This is a genomic window from Kitasatospora sp. P5_F3 (assembly GCF_054049135.1).
The window spans coordinates 1-16,903 of record NZ_JBFUMY010000036.1 but is presented as its reverse complement, the minus strand read 5'-3'; the positions used below and the strand labels follow the sequence as shown (position 1 = coordinate 16,903).

The following is a 16,903-nucleotide window of genomic DNA, read 5'->3' as shown; positions in this document are numbered from 1 at the left end:
ACCACTGTCCTACATACCGGCGATCAGCTTCTCCACCCGCTCGTCCACCGAGCGGAACGGGTCCTTGCAGAGCACCGTGCGCTGCGCCTGGTCGTTCAGCTTGAGGTGCACCCAGTCGACGGTGAAGTCCCGGCGCTGCTCCTGCGCCTTCCGGATGAAGTCGCCACGCAGCCGCGCCCGGGTGGTCTGCGGGGGCACCGACTTGGCCTCGAAGGTCTTCAGGTCGGTGGTCACCCGCTCGGCCTGGTTCTTGTTCTGCAGCAGGTAGAACAGGCCGCGCCGGCGGTGGATGTCGTGGTACGCCAGGTCGATCTGGGCCACCCGGGGGTTGGACATGCTCATCTGGTGCTTCTCGCGGTACCGCTCGATCAGCTGGTGCTTCATGATCCAGTCGATCTCGGTGGCCACGCTGCCCAGGTTCTCGGTGCGGACCGCCTCCAGGGTGCGGCCCCAGAGGTCCAGCACCTTGGCGATGGTGCCGGTGTTGATGCCCTTGCGGTCGGCGAACTCCAGCGCCTTGGAGTAGTACTCCTCCTGGATGTCCAGCGCGCTGGCCTCCCGGCCGTTGGCGAGCCTGATCTGGTGGGTGCCGGTCAGGTCGTGGCTGACCTCGCGGATCGCCCGGATCGGGTTCTCCAGGGTCAGGTCGCGCATCACCACCCCGGCCTCGATCAGCCGCAGCACCAGGTCGGTCGCGCCCACCTTGAGCAGGGTGGTGGTCTCGGACATGTTGGAGTCGCCGACGATCACGTGCAGCCGGCGGTAGCGCTCGGCGTCCGCGTGCGGTTCGTCCCTGGTGTTGATGATCGGGCGGGACCGGGTGGTCGCCGAGCTGACGCCCTCCCAGATGTGCTCGGCCCGCTGGCTGACGCAGTAGACCGCGCCGCGCGGGGTCTGCAGCACCTTGCCCGCGCCGCAGATCAGCTGACGGGTCACCAGGAACGGGATCAGCACGTCGGCCAGCCGGGAGAACTCGCCGTGCCGGGCCACCAGGTAGTTCTCGTGGCAGCCGTAGGAGTTGCCGGCCGAGTCGGTGTTGTTCTTGAACAGGTAGACGTCGCCCGCGATGCCCTCCTCGTGCAGCCGCCGCTCGGCGTCCACCAGGAGCCCCTCGAGGATCCGCTCGCCCGCCTTGTCGTGCGTCACCAGCTCGGTGACGTCGTCGCACTCGGGGGTGGCGTACTCGGGATGCGAGCCCACGTCCAGGTAGAGCCGGGCTCCGTTGCGCAGGAAGACGTTGCTGCTGCGGCCCCAGGAGACAACCCGGCGGAAGAGGTACCTGGCCACCTCGTCCGGGGACAGCCGACGCTGCCCACGGAACGTACAGGTGACGCCGTACTCGTTCTCGATCCCGAAAATTCGGCGGTCCATAAGGCTCCTCTTCTCTGCGCGAGGCCTTGCGAAACCCTTGGTGAACCGGACGGGGCATCAGCTCACCACGGTGGAGCGGGAGCCCGGCCCGGGCTCCCGCTGCTACCGGCTACTCGGAGGCGTCCGACTCCTCCGCGGCGGACTCGTCGCCGCTCAGCAGACGGCCGAGCTGGCCGCCCAGGATGCGCTTGAACTTCCGCTGCTGGAAGCGCGTCCGGTCGAGCACCGCGACCTCCAGCTGATCGGGCGTCAGGGTGCGCGGGGAGCCGCCGTTCGGGTCCCTGGCGAGACCGTCCACGGCGAGCCTGAGCGCCCCGGCCAGGGTGAGCCCGGCGCGGTGCTCCTGGCCCAGGTAGTTGGCGATCGAGTCGGCGTTGCCACCGACCACGATCGAGTTCTTCTCGTCCACCACCGAGCCGTCGGGGGTGAGCCGGTAGATCTGGTCGTCCTCGACGGTGGCGCCGACCTCGGCCACCACCAGCTCCACCTCGTACGGCTTCTCGCCGACCGAGGAGAAGATCGTGCCGAGCGTCTGGGCGTACACGTTGGCCAGCCCACGGGCCGTCACATCGGCCCGGTCGTAGGAGTACCCGCGCAGGTCGGCGTAGCGCACGCCGCCGATCCGCAGGTTCTCGAACTCGTTGTAGCGGCCGACCGCGGCGAAGGCGATCTGGTCGTAGATCTCGGACACCTTGTGCAGTGCCCGGGAGGTGTTCTCGGCGACGAAGAGGATGCCGTCGTCATAGGTGAGCACGACCACGCTGCGGCCGCGGGCGATGCCCTTGCGGGCGTACTCCGCGCGGTCCGCCATGGCCTGCTGGGGCGAGACGTAGAACGGTGTGGACACCGGCGATCGTCCCCTTCCTGGTTGGGAGCCGGCGGGCTAGAGGAGTGGGGCCTGCGGGCCGTTGGGGTACTCGAGGCGCCCGTCGGTGATCGAGTGCGCGATCGTGGAGACCTCGTCGTCGGTGAGCCGGCGGAAGCCGTCCTCGGTGATCAGCGAGACGATCGGGAAGATCTTCCGGGCCATGTCCGGGCCACCGGTGGCGGAGTCGTCATCGGCCGCGTCGTACAGCGCCTGCACCACCACGGTGGCGGCCTGATCGGCCGTCAGGTCCGCGCGGTAGAGCTTCTTCAGCGAGCCCCGGGCGAACACCGAACCCGAGCCGGTGGCCGCGAAGCCACGCTCCTCGGACCGGCCGCCGGTGACGTCGTAGGTGAAGATCCGGCCCCGGCCGAGCCGGAGGTCGTACCCGGCGAACAGCGGCACCACGGCGAGGCCCTGCATGGCCATCCCGAGGTTGCCCCGGATCATCGTGGTCAGCCGGTTGGCCTTGCCCTCCAGGGAGAGCACGGTGCCCTCGATCTTCTCGTAGTGCTCCAGCTCCAGCTGGAACAGCCGGACCATCTCGACCGCCAGGCCGGCCGTGCCGGCGATGCCGACGGCGCTGTACTCGTCCGCCGGGAACACCTTCTCGATGTCCCGCTGGGCGATCACGTTCCCCATCGTGGCGCGGCGGTCGCCGGCGATCACCACGCCGCCGTCGAAGACCGCGGAGACGATGGTGGTGCCGTGCGGCGCCTCGATCGTCAGGCCCTCGGGCAGCTTGCGGCCACCGGGCAGCAGCTCGGGCGAGTGCTGGCCGAGGAAGTCGTAGAACGACGAGGACCCCGGAGTCAGGAAGGCAGCCGGTAGACGCCCGGTGCCACCAGTGTTGGCTTCCACACGATTCCTTCCAGGTAGATCAACTAGACGCTTGCCCCGGACCCTACCCGTTTACGGGCGGTGATCCACCTGACAGGTCGTCCGAAGTTTGCGCGCGGCAACCCCGTGCATTTCTGACGGGATTGCCGCGCGCGACGGAAGAACGGGCGAGCGGCTACTGGCCGCCCTTCTGGACGAACTGCCGGACGAAATCCTCCGCATTCGACTCGAGTACGTCGTCGATTTCGTCCAGGACCGCGTCCACGTCGTCGTTGAGCTTTTCCTGGCGCTCCTTGAGGTCGTCCGCGGTCTGTGCCTCCGCGGCCTGCTCCTCGACCTCCTCGGAGGAACGGTTCGCCCGCTGCTGACCACCGCCGGTGTCCTTGCTGGCCATGTACCTCACCCCGCTCGCTCGGTTGGTCCGACCCTATCCACCGGCTACGACATCCGCGTCCGGTTCCTGTACAACGTTCGTCGTCTCTCAGGATGATTCCCCGTCGCGGGATGTTCACCCGTGGTGATCGAAAAGTTACCCGCCGGAGAGCACGCGGACCAGGTCCTCGGCCGTACGGCAGCGGTCCAGCAGCGCCTCGACGTGCTCCCTGGTGCCGCGCAGCGGCTCCAGGGTCGGCACCCGCTGGAGCGAGTCCCGGCCCGGCAGGTCGAAGATGACGGAGTCCCAGGAGGCTGCCGCCACATGGTCGGCGTACTGCTCCAGACAGCGGCCCCGGAAGTACGCCCTGGTGTCCTCCGGCGGCTTCGAGACCGCCCTGGTGATCTCGTCCTCGGTGAGCAGCCGCTCGAACCGGCCGCGGGCCACCAGGCGGTTGTAGAGGCCCTTGTCGGGGCGGACGTCGCTGTACTGGAGGTCGACCAGCTGGAGCCTGGGGCTGTCCCAGTCCAGGCCGTCGCGCTGCCGGTAGCCCTCCAGGATCTCCTTCTTGGCGATCCAGTCGAGCTGCCTGGACAGGCTCATCGGGTCGTTCTCCAGGCGGTTCAGCACGTCCTCCCAGCGCAGCAGCACGTCGACGGTCTGCTCGTCGGCGTCCTGGCCGTAGCGGTCCTCGACGTACTTGCGGGCCAGCTCGAAGTACTCCATCTGGAGCTGGACGGCGGTCAGCCGACGGCCGTTGCGCAGCAGGAGCTGGTACTTCAGCGAGGGGTCGTGGGAGACCCGGTGCAGGGTCCGGACCGGCTGGTCGACGGCCAGGTCGGCGGTGATGAAGCCGTCCTCGATCATCGTCAGGACCAGCGCGGTGGTGCCCAGCTTGAGGTAGGTGGAGATCTCCGAGAGGTTGGCGTCCCCGATGATCACATGCAGCCGGCGGTACTTCTCGGCGTCGGCGTGCGGCTCGTCCCTGGTGTTGATGATGGGCCGTTTGAGGGTGGTCTCGAGCCCGACCTCGACCTCGAAGTAGTCGGCCCGCTGGCTGATCTGGAAGCCGTCCGCGTTGCCCTCCTGGCCGAGACCGACCCGGCCCGCGCCGGTGATCACCTGCCGGGAGACGAAGAACGGGGTGAGGTGGCGGACGATGTCGGCGAACGGCGTCGACCGCTGCATCAGGTAGTTCTCGTGGGTGCCGTAGGAGGCGCCCTTGTTGTCGGTGTTGTTCTTGTAGAGGTTGATCCGCTGACCGTTCGGCAGTTCCAGCGCGCGGGCCGCCGCCGCCGCCATGATCCGCTCCCCCGCCTTGTCCCAGAGCACCGCGTCACGCGGGTTGGTGATCTCCGGCGAGCTGTACTCGGGGTGCGCGTGGTCGACGTAGAACCGGGCGCCGTTGGTGAGGATGATGTTGGCCAGACCGATGTCCTCGTCGGTCAGCTGGCTGGAGTCGGCCACGTCGCGCGCCAGATCGAAGCCGCGCGCGTCCCGCAGCGGGTTCTCCTCCTCGAAGTCCCAGCGAGCCCGCCGCGCCCGGTGCATCGCGGCCGCGTAGGCGTTGACGATCTGGGACGAGGTGAGCATGGCGTTGGCGTTCGGGTGGCCCGGCACGGAGATCCCGTACTCGGTCTCGATCCCCATCACGCGCCGTACGGTCATGCGGCCCTCCTCTGGAATATCCCGAGACGCGCCGTCCGGCKGCGGGGCGGGTGGGCGCCGCAGCCGGACGGTGAGTCGAGCGGTCCGATCGGTGGAGCGGTGTTACAGGTACTGCCCCGTGTTGGCCACGGTGTCGATCGACCGGCCGGACTCGGCACCCTGCTTGCCGGTGACCAGCGTGCGGATGAAGACGATCCGCTCGCCCTTCTTGCCCGAGATCCGGGCCCAGTCGTCCGGGTTGGTGGTGTTCGGCAGGTCCTCGTTCTCCTTGAACTCGTCCACGCAGGCGGCCAGCAGGTGGGCCACCCGCAGACCGTGCTGGCCGGTGTCGAGGAAGGCCTTGATGGCCATCTTCTTCGCCCGGTCGACGATGTTCTGGATCATCGCGCCGGAGTTGAAGTCCTTGAAGTACAGGACCTCCTTGTCACCGTTGGCGTAGGTGACCTCCAGGAAGCGGTTCTCCTCGGTCTCGGTGTACATCCGCTCGACCACGGCCTGGATCATCGCGAGCACGGTCGACTCGACCGAGCCCTCGTGCTCCTTGACGTCGTCCGGGTGGAACGGCAGCGAGCCCTTGAGGTACTTGGAGAAGATGTCCTTCGCGGCCTCGGCGTCGGGGCGCTCGATCTTGATCTTGACGTCCAGCCGGCCGGGCCGCAGGATCGCCGGGTCGATCATGTCCTCGCGGTTCGAGGCGCCGATCACGATGACGTTCTCCAGGCCCTCCACACCGTCGATCTCGGCGAGCAGCTGGGGGACGATGGTGTTCTCCACGTCCGAGCTGACGCCCGACCCACGGGTGCGGAACAGCGACTCCATCTCGTCGAAGAAGACGATGACCGGCGTGCCCTCGCTGGCCTTCTCCCGAGCCCGCTGGAAGACCAGCCGGATCTGCCGCTCGGTCTCGCCGACGTACTTGTTCAGCAGCTCCGGTCCCTTGATGTTCAGGAAGTAGCTCTTGCCCTGCGGGCGCCCGGTCACCTCGGCGACCTTCTTGGCCAGCGAGTTCGCGACCGCCTTGGCGATCAGCGTCTTGCCGCAGCCGGGCGGGCCGTAGAGCAGCACGCCCTTGGGCGGGCGCAGCTCGTACTCCTTGAACAGGTCGGCGTGCAGGTACGGGAGTTCGACCGCGTCGCGGATCTGCTCGATCTGGTTGGCCAGACCGCCGATCTGCCGGTAGTCGATGTCCGGCACCTCCTCGAGGACCAGGTCCTCGACCTCCGACTTGGGAACGACCTCGTAGACGTAGCCCGAACGGGGCTCCAGCAGGAGGGCGTCTCCGGAGCGCAGCGTGATGCCGTGCAGCGGTTCGGCGAGCCGGACCACCCGCTCCTCGTCGGTGTGACCGGTGACCAGGGCGCGTTCGCCGTCCTCCAGCACCTCCTTGAGGGTGACGATGTCACCGATGCTCTCGAAGGCCATCGCTTCCACGACGTTGAGCGCCTCGTTGAGCATCACCTCCTGGCCGCGGCGGAGTTCGTCGAGGTCGATGCTCGGGCTGACGTTCACCCGCAGCTTGCGGCCACCGGTGAAGATGTCGGCGGTGCCGTCCTCGTTCTGCGTGAGGAAGGTGCCGAATCCGGCCGGGGGCTGAGCGAGCCGGTCGACTTCCTCCTTGAGGGCCACGATCTGGTCGCGGGCCTCTCGGAGCGTGGAGGCGAGCCGTTCGTTCTGGGCGGTGACACCGGCCAGGTTGGTCTGGAGCTCGACGATGCGGTCCTCGAGAATCCGAGAACCACGCGGTGAGTCGGCGAGCTTGCGGCGCAAGGCGGCGACCTCCTGCTCCAGGTACGAGACCTGAGCAGCCTCGTCGGAACCCTGAACGGGCCGGCCGGCGCTGCGGTTGTAGTCGTCATCGTGGGATGCCACGGTCCTCACCTCCTCCTGGGGGAGCTGGACGACCCAAACCTACCTGGGACCAGGGGGGTGTAAACCCCTAGATCAGAAAGTTGGAACGGGCGTGTCCGATCTTCGCCCTCGGATGCTTCCCCTCTGCAAGGGAGATACCCACCGCGCACCGGTCAAAGCAGACCGGATGTATCGTCGGTCGGGTCAATATCCGATCGTGACCGGGGGAGCCGGTCGGATCAGTGTACGAATGGCAGGAATGCCCCAGGACGGGATAGACCGGACCGGGCAGGAAACGGCAGGGGACATGTCGGTGACCGGCGAGGCCACGACGGGCGACGCACTCGAGGTCTGGATCGACCAGGACCTCTGCACGGGGGACGGCATCTGTGTGCAGTACGCCCCCGAGGTCTTCGAGTTGGACATCGACGGGCTGGCCTACGTCAAGGGTGACGACGACGAGCTGCGCCAGCAGCCCGGTGACAGCGCACCGGTGCCGCTGACGCTGCTTCAGGACGTGGTGGATTCGGCCAAGGAGTGCCCCGGGGACTGCATCCACGTCCGCCGGGTGAGCGACCGGGTCGAGGTGTACGGCCCGGACGCCGACTGACCCTTCGTCACGGTCACACCTTGGTGGCCGGCTCCGTGGTCCTGCTGCGGAGCCAGTCGCCGCCCTGCCGGTGCCAGGACAGCAGGACCGTCAGGTCCGGGGCGTAGCGCGGGATCTCGTCGCTGGAGTAGCCCCTGCCCCGGGCCGTGACGGTGCCGTCGCTGCGCAGCTTGAGCTCGGTGACGGTCACGCCCTCCTCCGGCTTCACCAGCGTCGCGGCGATCTGCGGGCGGCCGTCCTGACCGGGGGTCAGCAGGAAGACGCCGTCCGGCGGGGTGCCGTTCTCGGCCGCGCAGTGCGCCGCCACGACCGTGCTCGGCCGGCCGTCCAGCACCGCGCCGAAGCTCAGCGCCACCGTGGTGGGGAACGGGCCGCAGTCGAGCGGCAGCGTCGCCTTGGCGGGGTCGGGGGCCACGGCAGCCGGCAGGGCGCTCGGCGCGGCCGGCCGGATCGGTCTGACGGTGCCCTGCGCCGGGTTCACCGCCAGCGCTCCGGCGATCACCGCGGCGGTCGCCGCCGCCACCAGCACCCAGTGCCGCACTCTCGTCCTCGCCCGCACGACGGGGGGCCCGACCTGCTGCTCTGTCATCTGCACCGTCTCGACCGCGAGTTCCACCAGGCAGTCCCCTCCAGGGTGGGGTGGCATCGAGGGTGCATCATTTCACGCCCCGCGTCCGGGAGAGCAACAGGGGCGCGGAGCTTTGCAGCTCCGCGCCCCTGTTGTGCTGTCGGTGGTGTTACTCGGCGTCCTTGGCGGCCGTGTACGCAGCCGCGGCGGCCCGCTCGGCCGCGCGCTCGGCGAGCGACTTCTCCGCCGCACCGGGGCCGCTCTCGTAGTCCTCGCCGTACGAGCCCTTGGCGGGACGGCGGCGGCGCAGCGGCGGCTCGACACCGTCGGCCAGCCGACGGGAGGTCAGCAGGAAGCCGGTGTGGCCGATCATGCGGTGGTCCGGGCGGACGGCGAGACCCTCGACGTGCCAGGTGCGGACCATGGTCTCCCAGGACTGCGGCTCGGTGAAGGTGCCGTGCTCGCGGAGCGCCTCGACGGTGCGCGAGAGCTGCGTGGTGGTGGCCACGTAGCAGCAGAGCAGACCGCCGGGGACGAGCGCCTTGGACGCCACGTCCAGGCACTCCCAGGGGGCCAGCATGTCGAGGATCATCCGGTCGACGTCGGTCTCCACCAGGTTGTCCTGGAGGTCACCGACCGTCAGCTTCCAGGCCGGGTGCGGGCTGCCGAAGTAGCGCTCGACGTTGGCCTTGGCGATGTCGGCGAAGTCCTGGCGGCGCTCGTACGAGGCGAGCAGGCCGGTGTCACCGACGGCGCGCAGCAGGTACGTGGAGAGCGCGCCGGAGCCGACACCCGCCTCGACCACGCGGGCACCCGCGAAGATGTCGGCCATCGCCAGGATCTGCCCCGCGTCCTTGGGGTAGATCACAGCGGCGCCGCGAGGCATGGAGAGGACGTAGTCGGGGAGCAGGGGGCGCAGCGCGAGATACGGGACGTTCCCCGTGGTGCGCACGACAGTGCCCTCGGGGGCGCCGATCAGCTCGTCATGGGGGAACGCACCCTTGTGGGTGTGGAACTGGTTCCCGGCCTGGAGCGTGAACGTGTAGTGGCGGCCCTTGGGGTCGGTCAGCTGGACCTGGTCCCCGACCTGGAAGGGCCCGCGTCGGCGGGTGGCACCGGTCGGTTCGGACATGCGGACAATCCTAAGGGAAACGGAACGCTCCGCCGACCAAGTGATCTTTTCGGGGACTTTCAGCGCCCGCGAACCGCCGCGTTCAGCCGCCGCTCCAGGTCGGTCAGCGTCAGCACGCCGTACACCGTGCCGTCCGGCCGGACCACCAGGTACTCGGTCGCCGGGGTGCCGCGCATCGCGGTCAGCAGCTGCTCCCCCGTCAGGTCGACCCCGAGCCGCAGGCCCGGCTCCAGCTCCCGGGCCAGCGCGCCGACGGCGACCCAGGGGCGGCGCTGCTCCGGGACGGCGTTCACCGCCGCCTCCTTCACCAGGCCGGTCGGCTCGCCGCTGCCGTCCACCACCACGACGGCACCGGCCTGGGCCTCCCTGGCCTGCCGGAGCGCCTCACCGAGCGGGGTCTCGGCGGTCACCGAGACGCTGCGCCGGGCCAGTTCGGCCAGCCGGAGGGCGGGCAGGGCCTCCTTGAGCCGGGCGTTGCGCAGCGCGCCGCCGGCCCCGTTCCAGATGATCACGGCCAGCACGGCGGCCAGCACGCTGTCGATCAGGCTGTCCGTGGTGGAGCGATCCAGGCCACCGCGCGAGGCGGTGTACATCGGCAGGCCGATCAGCACCACCAGGGCCAGCCCCCGGCCGATCCAGGCGGCGGCCACGGTGCCCGTCATCGGGCGGCCGGTGACGCCCCAGACCAGCGCCCGCAGGATCCGGCCACCGTCCAGCGGCAGACCGGGCAGCAGGTTGAAGGCGGCCACCACCAGGTTGCTGACGAAGAGTCCGGCCAGCAGCACGCCGGGCACGCTGGCCGACTCCACGGCCTGGAAGGCCAGGTAGAAGATGCCACCGAGGACGAGCGAGAGCAGCGGACCGACGAAGGCCAGCCAGAACTCCCGGGCCGGGGTGTCGGCCTCCTTCTCGATCTCGGAGACGCCGCCGAAGAACTGCAGCTGGATCCGGCGCGGGTTGAGCTTGAGCCGCAGCGCCACCACGGTGTGCGCCAGCTCGTGCACCAGCACCGAGGCGTAGAACGCCACCGCGAAGGAGAACGAGACCAGGTAGCGGGTGCCGCCGAGCTCGGGCAGCACCTCGGTGAGCTGACCGCCGAAGATCCAGGTGATCAGCGCCGCGATGACGAACCAGGACGGTGTGACGTAGACCGGCACGCCGAACGGACGACCCATCAGGATGCCGCCGGGCCGTTCCTGCCTCCCGCTGGTCTCACTCAACGTGGCCCCTTTTTCTGTAGCTGCGTGTCCGCTGTAGCCGGTCCCGCCACGCTACGTGATCTCCCGGTGGATCGGCCGACCGCCCCGTCCATGTGTTCTCTACCCGTCCAACGCACGGCCGAGCGCCGTCGTTGCACAGCTGTGTCTGGCGTGACAGTGACCTGACGGCGGGATGACCGCCCGGGGCCATAAGGTCGTAGGCATGCACCAGACCGACAGCGCTCCCGCCGAGGCGGCCCCTGCCTCTGCGGAGGTCCCCGCTCCCAGAACGCCACGGCCGCCGAACGGGCTGTCGCCGAGCCGGGCGGGCGACTTCATGACCTGCCCGCTGCTCTACCGGCTGCGGGTGATCGACCGGCTGCCGGAGCCGCCGAGCGCCGCCGCGACCCGTGGCACCGTGGTGCACGCGGTCCTTGAGCGGCTGTTCGACAGCCCGGCCGCCGAGCGCACCCCGGAGCAGGCGCTCGGGCTGCTCCGGCCGCAGTGGGAGCGGCTGCTCGGCGAGCGGCCCGAGCTCTCCGGGCTGTTCCCCGACGACCCGGACGGCGCGGCGCTGACCCGCTGGCTGGGCGACGCGGAGAAGCTGATCGACCGTTGGTTCCGGCTGGAGGACCCGACCAGGCTGCACCCGGTGGAGCGCGAGCTCTACGTGGAGACGGTGCTCGGTTCGGGTCTGCTGCTGCGCGGCTACATCGACCGGGTCGACGTCGCGCCGAGCGGTGAGGTCCGGCTGGTCGACTACAAGACCGGCCGGGCGCCCTCGCGTGACTTCGAGGGCAAGGCGATGTTCCAGATGAAGTTCTACGCCCTGGTGGTCTGGCGGTGGAAGGGCGTGCTGCCCAAGCGCCTCCAGCTGGTCTACCTCGGCGGCGGCGGGGACGTGGTCACGTACGACCCGGACGAGGCCGACCTGCTCGCGGTGGAGCGGAAGCTGACGGCGCTCTGGGAGGCCATCGGCCAGGCGGTCGCCACCGGTGACTTCCCGGCCACCCGCAACCGGCTGTGCGACTGGTGCGACCATCAGAGCAGCTGCCCGGAGTTCGGGGGCACTCCCCCGCCGTACCCGCTGCCGGTGCAGCGGAGCGACGCCGGGCAGGCAGACGGGCACGATGACGGGCGCGGCGACGACCGCGCAGACGACGGTCCCGCGACGGGACAGACGAGCAAGGAGTCCGAGTGACGATCCGAGTGCTGCTGGTCGACGACCAGCCGCTGCTGCGTACCGGTTTCCGGATGATCCTGGAGGCCGAGGCCGACCTGGTGGTGGTCGGCGAGGCCGGGGACGGGCAGCAGGCGCTTGAGCAGGTCAGGGCGCTCCAGCCGGACGTGGTGCTGATGGACATCCGGATGCCCCGGATGGACGGCGTCGAGGCCACCCGCCGGATCGCAGGCCCCGGCCGGGACGGCCCGGCCAAGGTGCTGGTGCTGACCACCTTCGACCTGGACGAGTACGTGGTCGAGGCGCTCCGGGCGGGGGCCAGCGGCTTCCTGCTCAAGGACGTGCCGGCCGAGGAGCTGGTGCAGGCGATCCGGGTGGTCGCGGACGGCGCGGCGATGCTCGCTCCGTCCATCACCCGCCGGCTGCTGGACATGTACGCCACCAAGCTGCCCTCCGGCGACGAGACGCCGCCGCAGGCGCTCACCGCGCTGACGGAGCGTGAGCTGGAGGTGCTCAAGCTGGTGGCCCGGGGGCTCTCCAACGCGGAGATCGCCGGTGAGCTCTACGTCAGCGAGACCACGGTGAAGAGGGGGGGCCCGGCCGGGCGCGCAGTAGCCCCGGCGGAGGAAASGGCCCCCCCCCGTCGTCGGGGGGGGGCCCTTTCGTGCTCCTGACGGAACGTTACTTCTTCGCTGCGCGGCCGATCTCCCAGAACCGGAACACGCCGGTGGTGTCCACCGTGCCGTCCACCCCGGTGATGTCGGTGCCCGAGGCGTAGAACGCCTTGTTCTGGAACAGCGGCACCAGCGGCGCGGCCTCGGCCACCATGTTCTGCATCTGCGCGTACGCGCCACCGGCGGTGCGGTCGGTCTGCCTGATGCTCTCCGGCACCAGCTTCTGGCTGATCTTCGGGTCGTCCCAGCCGTTGTGGAAGGCGCCGCCCTCGACCACCAGCGGGGTGACGAAGTTGTCCGCGTCCGCGTAGTCCGGGGTCCAGGCGACCACGTACGCCTGGTACTTGCCCTCGCTCCAGTTCTTGATGTACGTCTTCCAGTCCGGCTCCTGCTGGACCGTCACCTGGAACAGGCCGCTCGCGTCCAGCTGCTTCTTCAGCTCGTTGGCCTCCGCCTCGCCGGCCCGGGCCCGGGACCAGGTCAGGCTGAGCTTGACCGGGGTGGCCACCTTGCCGGCCGCGAGCAGCTTCTTGGCCTTGGCCACGTCCGGCTCGCCGTAGCGGTCGAAGAACGCGGTGTTGTGCCCGTTGATCCCGGCCGGGACGATCGAGTAGAGCGGCTGCACGGAGCGCGCGTACACGTCGCGGGCCAGCGCCTTGCGGTCCACCAGCTGCGCCACGGCCTGCCGGACGGCCGGGTTGCCGGTCAGCGTGTCCTTGGTGTTGAAGACCATGAAGCGGGCATCCGCGCTCTCCCCCTCGGCCACCTTGAGCTTGCCGGTGCCGGCCAGCTGGTCGTCCTTGAGCTTGGCGGCGGTGGCCGGGTCCAGACCGTTGTCGGCCAGGTCGATCTCGCCCTGCTCCAGCGCGCTCTTGAGGCCGGCGGCATCCGCGAAGTAGCGCAGCACGAACTTGTTGTTCTGCAGCTTGGCATCGCCGTGGTACTCGCCGTTGGCGGAGAGCGAGATCTTCTCGGGCGCGCCCTTGGCGTTCGCCTCGATCGAGCCGAACTTGTACGGTCCCGAGCCGACCAGCTTGTCGTTGCCGAGCAGCTTGTCGGCCGGGAAGACCTGGTGGTCCACGATCGAGCCCGCCGCCGAGGCGAGCTTGGCCGGGAGCACCGCGTCCGGAGTGTTCAGCTGGATGGTCACCTCGCTGCCGTTGGCCTCGACCGACTTGATGGTCGACAGCAGGCCTGCGGGCCCGTTCTCATCATTGATCTTCTGCATCCGCTGGATCGAGAAGACCACGTCCTCGGCGGTCAGCGGGTGACCGTTGGAGAACTTCAGGCCGCCGCGCATCGTGCACTTGTAGACCAGCGCGTCGATCCCGGTGAAGGCACAGGACTCGGCGGCGTCGGGCAGCGGGCTGGTCGCCCCGGCGGGGAACTTCAGCAGCGACTGGAAGGTGTTGTTCAGCACCAGCCAGGACCCGGCGTCGTACGCCCCGGCCGGATCCAGCACCGTGGTGACGCTGGTCGTCCCCATCGTGATGGCGCCCTTGTCGTCACTGCCGGTGACCGCCTTCTTGGCCGAGGCGCAGCCTGCGGCCGTGGTGGCGACCAGGGTGGCGCATGCCAGCACGGCCAGTCGGTTGGCTGAAGTCATGCGCAAACACGTTCCTTCTGCGGGCTGACCGGTTGTGGACCGGTGGCTGCCGTCGGGCGCCCGCGTGGGTGTGGCGGGCGTCTGTGGTCGGATCTGATCGGATGTAGCGTGCCATATCGAACACGTACGAATATCACGGGTCGAAACGGCCGACTCAGTGGTGACGGAGCGTCAGCACTTCCGACAGTGACGAGTTGTCAGCCAATGCCCGTTTTCTCCCGAACCCACCGCTGCCCGCCGTCACCGGTCGGGGACGGCGGGCAGCGGTCGTCGGAGCAATTTCACACCCGAATCGTGACCTCGGGATCGGGCCCGGAACAGTGTCAGCCCCGGGCAGCGTCACACCCGGGCAGCCACCACCGCGCGCAGCAGCTCCAGGTCGAGCTGCTCCAACGAGCGCAGCACGGTGCGGCCGGGGCCGGGCTCGATCGGCGCCACCGACGGCACCGCGATCACCGGGCAGCCCGCCGCCAGACCGGCCTGCACGCCGGTCGGGGCATCCTCGACCACCACGCAGCGGCCGGGCTCGGCGCCGAACCGGGCCACCGCGGCCAGGTACGGGTCGGGGTGCGGCTTGGTGCGGGTCACCTCGTCCCCCGCGACCGAGAAGGCGAAGTGGTGCCGGCCCAGGCTGTCCAGCACGATGTCGATGATGTGCCGGTGCGAGGCGGACACCAGGGCGGCCGGGATGCCGTGCGCAGCAAGGGTGTTGAGCAAGCGCTCGGCCCCGGGCATCAGCGGGACGCCACCGGCCAGCAGGTCGACGAAGCGCTGGTTGATCAGCACCGTCAGCTCGGCCTGGCTCAGCCCGACGCCGGTGGTCGCGATCAGGTAGTCCAGCACCCGGCTCATCGGGCCGCCGACCACGTGCGCCCGGTCCGCCTCGTTCAGCTCGTAGCCCAGCTCGGCGAAGAGCGAGACCTCCGACTGCCACCAGAAGTCCTCGGTGTCGACCAGGGTGCCGTCCATGTCCAGCAGCACGGCCTGGAGGCCGTCGCCGTCCCCGTGGTCGAGCCTCTGGGTGGTGGCGGTGGAGATGGTGGTCATGGTGGGCGTCCTTCCGTCCGGCCGTCCCCGGGGATGGCACAGGCCGGCCCGCTGGTGAGCGGACCGGCCCGTTCAGGGTGATCCAGGATACGCCCGGCTCCCCGGTTCGGAGCGAACGGAGCGCGGCCAGTCGGTTACCCCGTGCTGAAGTGGCAACGCCAGGTCAACGCTGCCCGAGCGCACCTAGCGCGCGTTGAAGTACTTCGCCTCCGGGTGGTGGATGACGATCGCGTCGGTGGACTGCTCCGGGTGCAGCTGGAACTCCTCGGAGAGCACCACGCCGATCCGCTCCGGCTGCAGCAGCTCGGCGATCTTGGCCCGGTCCTCCAGCTCGGGGCAGGCCCCGTAGCCGAGCGAGAAGCGGGCACCGCGGTACTTCAGCGCGAACATGTCCTTGACGTCCTGCGGGTCCTCGTCACCGAAGCCCAGCTCGAACCGGACCCGGGCGTGCCAGAACTCGGCCAGCGCCTCGGCGAGTTGGACCGAGAGGCCGTGCAGCTCCAGGTAGTCCCGGTACGCGTCGGCGGCGAACAGCTCGTTGGCCGCCTCCGAGATCCGGTTGCCCATGGTGACCACCTGCAGGCCCAGCACGTCCTTCTGGCCGCTCTCCTCCGGGCGGAAGAAGTCGGCCAGGCAGAGCCGGCGGCCACGGCGCTGGCGGGGGAAGGTGAACCTGGTCCGCTCGGAGCCGTCCTGGTTGTAGACCAGCAGGTCGTCGCCCTTGGACGCGGCCGGGTAGTAGCCGTAGACCACGGCGGCCTCCAGCCAGCCCTCGGTCTGCAGGCGGTCCAGCCACATCCGCAGCCGGGGGCGGCCCTCGGTCTCCACCAGCTCCTCGTACGACGGGCCACCGGTACGTGCCGCCTTCAGGCCCCACTGGCCCTTGAACAGCGCGTCCTCGTCCAGCCAGGAGGCGTAGTCGGCGAACGGGATGCCCTTGACGATCCGGTCGCCCCAGAACGGCGGGGCGGGCACCCGGTTGTCCACCGAGACGTCGGAGCGGATCTGACCGAGGTTGACCTCCTCGGCCTCCTCCACCTCGACCTTGGCGTGCCGACGCTTCTTCAGCTCCGGCAGCGTCGCACCAGGGACCCCGCGCTTGACCGCGATCAGGGCGTCCATGAGGCGGAGGCCTTCGAAGGCGTCGCGGGCGTAGCGGACTTCGCCTTGGTAGATCTCGTGGAGGTCTTGTTCGACGTAGGCGCGGGTGAGGGCGGCGCCGCCGAGGATGACGGGGAAGTCGGCGGCGAGCTGACGCTGGTTCAGCTCTTGGAGGTTCTCTTTCATGATGACGGTGGATTTGACGAGGAGGCCGGACATGCCGATGACGTCGGCGCGGTGTTCCTGGGCGGCGTCGAGGATGGCGGAGACGGGTTGCTTGATGCCGAGGTTGACGACGGTGTAGCCGTTGTTGGAGAGGATGATGTCGACGAGGTTCTTGCCGATGTCGTGGACGTCGCCCTTGACGGTGGCCAGCACGATGGTGCCCTTGCCCTCATCGTCTGACTTCTCCATGTGCGGTTCCAGGTGCGCCACGGCGGTCTTCATCACCTCGGCGGACTGCAGGACGAACGGCAGCTGCATCTGGCCGGAGCCGAACAGTTCACCGACGACCTTCATGCCCGCCAGCAGGGTGCCGTTGACGATCTCCAGCGCCGGACGCTCCGTCAGCGCCTCGTCCAGGTCCGCTTCCAGGCCCTTGCGCTCGCCGTCGACGATGCGGCGCTGCAGCCGCTCCTCCAGCGGCAGCGCGGCCAGCTCCTGGGCCTTCGACTCCGCACTCGAGGCGACGCTGACGCCCTCGAAGAGCTGCAGCAGGCGCTGCAGGGGGTCGTAGCCCTCGGCGCGGCGGTCGTAGACCAGGTCGAGGGCGACCGTGCGCTGCTCGTCGGGGATGCGGGCGATGGGCAGGATCTTGGAGG

Annotated in this window: 14 protein-coding genes and 1 pseudogene; 3 read left to right on the top strand and 12 right to left on the bottom strand. The window is 69.5% G+C overall.

What is annotated here, in order from left to right; all coding sequences use genetic code 11:
* Positions 1 to 9 precede the first annotated feature (9 nt).
* The 6 genes from pafA to arc all read right to left on the bottom strand — a co-directional run bounded on the left by pafA (position 10) and on the right by arc (position 6,986).
* Entirely contained in the window at positions 10 to 1,371 is a 1,362-nt protein-coding gene (gene pafA / locus ACXJMZ_RS22185) for a Pup--protein ligase (RefSeq protein ID WP_457031811.1), read from the bottom strand.
* A 109-nt stretch (positions 1,372 to 1,480) separates the two neighbouring features.
* Positions 1,481 to 2,218 (bottom strand): proteasome subunit alpha, encoded by a 738-nt coding sequence (gene prcA, locus ACXJMZ_RS22180; RefSeq protein ID WP_457031810.1) that lies wholly within the window; start codon positions 2,216 to 2,218, stop codon positions 1,481 to 1,483.
* A 36-nt stretch (positions 2,219 to 2,254) separates the two neighbouring features.
* Complete coding sequence (gene prcB, locus ACXJMZ_RS22175) at positions 2,255 to 3,097, bottom strand: proteasome subunit beta (RefSeq protein ID WP_457031809.1); 843 nt, start codon at positions 3,095 to 3,097, stop codon at positions 2,255 to 2,257.
* A 154-nt stretch (positions 3,098 to 3,251) separates the two neighbouring features.
* Positions 3,252 to 3,470, bottom strand: a complete 219-nt coding sequence (locus ACXJMZ_RS22170) for a ubiquitin-like protein Pup (protein WP_457031808.1) — start codon at positions 3,468 to 3,470, stop codon at positions 3,252 to 3,254.
* A gap of 135 nt (positions 3,471 to 3,605) precedes the next feature.
* A complete protein-coding gene (gene dop, locus ACXJMZ_RS22165) occupies positions 3,606 to 5,117 on the bottom strand; it encodes a depupylase/deamidase Dop (protein WP_457031807.1) in 1,512 nt (503 codons plus the stop codon).
* 102 nt (positions 5,118 to 5,219) lie between these two features.
* Entirely contained in the window at positions 5,220 to 6,986 is a 1,767-nt protein-coding gene (gene arc, locus ACXJMZ_RS22160; protein WP_457031806.1) for a proteasome ATPase, read from the bottom strand.
* Positions 6,987 to 7,272: 286 nt separating this feature from the next.
* Here arc and ACXJMZ_RS22155 point away from each other — a divergent pair, with 286 nt between their 5' ends.
* On the top strand, positions 7,273 to 7,575 hold the full coding sequence (locus tag ACXJMZ_RS22155) for a ferredoxin (RefSeq protein WP_457031896.1): 303 nt from the start codon (positions 7,273 to 7,275) through the stop codon (positions 7,573 to 7,575).
* A gap of 13 nt (positions 7,576 to 7,588) precedes the next feature.
* Here ACXJMZ_RS22155 and ACXJMZ_RS22150 read toward each other — a convergent pair whose 3' ends face one another.
* From ACXJMZ_RS22150 to ACXJMZ_RS22140, 3 genes are all read right to left on the bottom strand, one after another.
* Positions 7,589 to 8,191 (bottom strand): hypothetical protein, encoded by a 603-nt coding sequence (locus ACXJMZ_RS22150; protein ID WP_457031805.1) that lies wholly within the window; start codon positions 8,189 to 8,191, stop codon positions 7,589 to 7,591.
* A 121-nt stretch (positions 8,192 to 8,312) separates the two neighbouring features.
* Positions 8,313 to 9,275, bottom strand: a complete 963-nt coding sequence (locus ACXJMZ_RS22145) for a tRNA (adenine-N1)-methyltransferase (protein ID WP_457031804.1) — start codon at positions 9,273 to 9,275, stop codon at positions 8,313 to 8,315.
* A gap of 59 nt (positions 9,276 to 9,334) precedes the next feature.
* On the bottom strand, positions 9,335 to 10,495 hold the full coding sequence (locus ACXJMZ_RS22140) for a site-2 protease family protein (RefSeq protein ID WP_457031803.1): 1,161 nt from the start codon (positions 10,493 to 10,495) through the stop codon (positions 9,335 to 9,337).
* A gap of 202 nt (positions 10,496 to 10,697) precedes the next feature.
* Between ACXJMZ_RS22140 and ACXJMZ_RS22135 the strand changes: the two genes are divergently transcribed.
* Together ACXJMZ_RS22135 and ACXJMZ_RS22130 are read left to right on the top strand one after the other, a co-directional pair.
* The gene (locus ACXJMZ_RS22135) at positions 10,698 to 11,675 is read left to right on the top strand and encodes a RecB family exonuclease (RefSeq protein ID WP_457031802.1); all 978 of its coding nucleotides are present in this window, start codon (positions 10,698 to 10,700) and stop codon (positions 11,673 to 11,675) included.
* Positions 11,672 to 12,241: pseudogene (locus ACXJMZ_RS22130) on the top strand (response regulator transcription factor); the annotation flags it as partial. The gene ACXJMZ_RS22135 and the pseudogene ACXJMZ_RS22130, both read left to right, overlap by 4 nt.
* A gap of 94 nt (positions 12,242 to 12,335) precedes the next feature.
* Here ACXJMZ_RS22130 and ACXJMZ_RS22125 read toward each other — a convergent pair.
* The 3 genes from ACXJMZ_RS22125 to ACXJMZ_RS22115 form a co-directional block, all read right to left on the bottom strand.
* Positions 12,336 to 13,934 (bottom strand): ABC transporter substrate-binding protein, encoded by a 1,599-nt coding sequence (locus ACXJMZ_RS22125; protein ID WP_457031801.1) that lies wholly within the window; start codon positions 13,932 to 13,934, stop codon positions 12,336 to 12,338.
* 339 nt (positions 13,935 to 14,273) lie between these two features.
* Entirely contained in the window at positions 14,274 to 14,981 is a 708-nt protein-coding gene (locus ACXJMZ_RS22120) for an HAD family hydrolase (protein ID WP_457031800.1), read from the bottom strand.
* A 183-nt stretch (positions 14,982 to 15,164) separates the two neighbouring features.
* A partial coding sequence (locus ACXJMZ_RS22115) for a vitamin B12 dependent-methionine synthase activation domain-containing protein (protein WP_457031799.1) occupies positions 15,165 to 16,903 on the bottom strand: 1,739 nt, incomplete at its 5' end.

Bases quoted from the DNA above. Each gene is read 5' to 3' on its own strand.
- pafA (WP_457031811.1), bottom strand. From the start codon at position 1,371: ATGGACCGCCGAATTTTCGGGATCGAGAACGAGTACGGCGTCACCTGT.
- ACXJMZ_RS22170 (WP_457031808.1), bottom strand. From the start codon at position 3,470: ATGGCCAGCAAGGACACCGGCGGTGGTCAGCAGCGGGCGAACCGTTCC.
- dop (WP_457031807.1), bottom strand. From the start codon at position 5,117: ATGACCGTACGGCGCGTGATGGGGATCGAGACCGAGTACGGGATCTCC.
- ACXJMZ_RS22155 (WP_457031896.1), top strand. From the start codon at position 7,273: ATGTCGGTGACCGGCGAGGCCACGACGGGCGACGCACTCGAGGTCTGG.
- ACXJMZ_RS22145 (WP_457031804.1), bottom strand. From the start codon at position 9,275: ATGTCCGAACCGACCGGTGCCACCCGCCGACGCGGGCCCTTCCAGGTC.
- ACXJMZ_RS22135 (WP_457031802.1), top strand. From the start codon at position 10,698: ATGCACCAGACCGACAGCGCTCCCGCCGAGGCGGCCCCTGCCTCTGCG.
- ACXJMZ_RS22125 (WP_457031801.1), bottom strand. From the start codon at position 13,934: ATGACTTCAGCCAACCGACTGGCCGTGCTGGCATGCGCCACCCTGGTC.
- ACXJMZ_RS22120 (WP_457031800.1), bottom strand. From the start codon at position 14,981: ATGACCACCATCTCCACCGCCACCACCCAGAGGCTCGACCACGGGGAC.